This window comes from Halarchaeum salinum, assembly GCF_039520965.1.
GTDB classification, from domain to species: domain Archaea; phylum Halobacteriota; class Halobacteria; order Halobacteriales; family Halobacteriaceae; genus Halarchaeum; species Halarchaeum salinum.
This window is the reverse complement of the sequence record NZ_BAAABL010000047.1, coordinates 1-745: the sequence shown is the minus strand read 5'-3', so window position 1 is coordinate 745 and position 745 is coordinate 1. Positions and strand designations below refer to the sequence as shown.

1 pseudogene is annotated in these 745 nt (G+C 52.1%); it reads right to left on the bottom strand.

Annotated features, from left to right (window positions below):
- Positions 1 to 523 precede the first annotated feature (523 nt).
- Positions 524 to 745, bottom strand: a pseudogene (locus ABDZ36_RS08715) (hypothetical protein); the annotation flags it as partial.

Below are 745 nucleotides of genomic sequence, written 5' to 3'. Positions count from 1 at the left end.
AAGTGTACGGCGATTTCAACTTGTCTAAGCTGATTCAGGGATCCATGTGAACTCTTCTATGACACGCTCAGATGGGAAATAAGTATCTTCTGCCAGACCGGGTAGAGTAGTCAGTGTTACATACGCACATCTACTGATCAGATGATTCAGCGCAATTTGATTGGAACAAACGAAGTCCGTTTGCTGCTCGTGGAAACAAATTCTCCCATTGTTCTGATAAAATCGGGGTATCCTCTCGTGAGCAGGGGGTACACGAGACCACTCAGTCCTGCGAGTGATCGCCGTCAGACCTGTGCATTATTCCCTATCTTCGCAACACGTCTCTGTATGGGGAAGTTGAGACTACACCGGGTTTAGCGGGGCTGTGATGCGTGGTTTCGGGCGAATTTTCGAGGCGAAGCTGCTTCGGATCTCCTCTCAATGGTCTTCTCGTGTCGTACTACCAACTAGATTGGTGAAGTTCCAAGATTCCCGACAGCGTTGCCACTCAGGAATCCGTACTGGACCCGGACAGAGTATCGCTCTATCCGATTCCGGTCTCCTTCTTCAGCAGCGTGAGCGTATTGTCGGCCGTCACAATGGGTGAGTGTTCGTACTCACCCGTCAACTCGACTTGGACGAGTAGATCGACCGCCCGCCAAATCGAGTAGAGAAGACACGCAAACGCGAAGTAGAGGAACCGCAGTCCGAAATTCGTCGACGCCGTCCGCGAGCGCATCAACGCGCTCTCCAAGGACGACGGCTG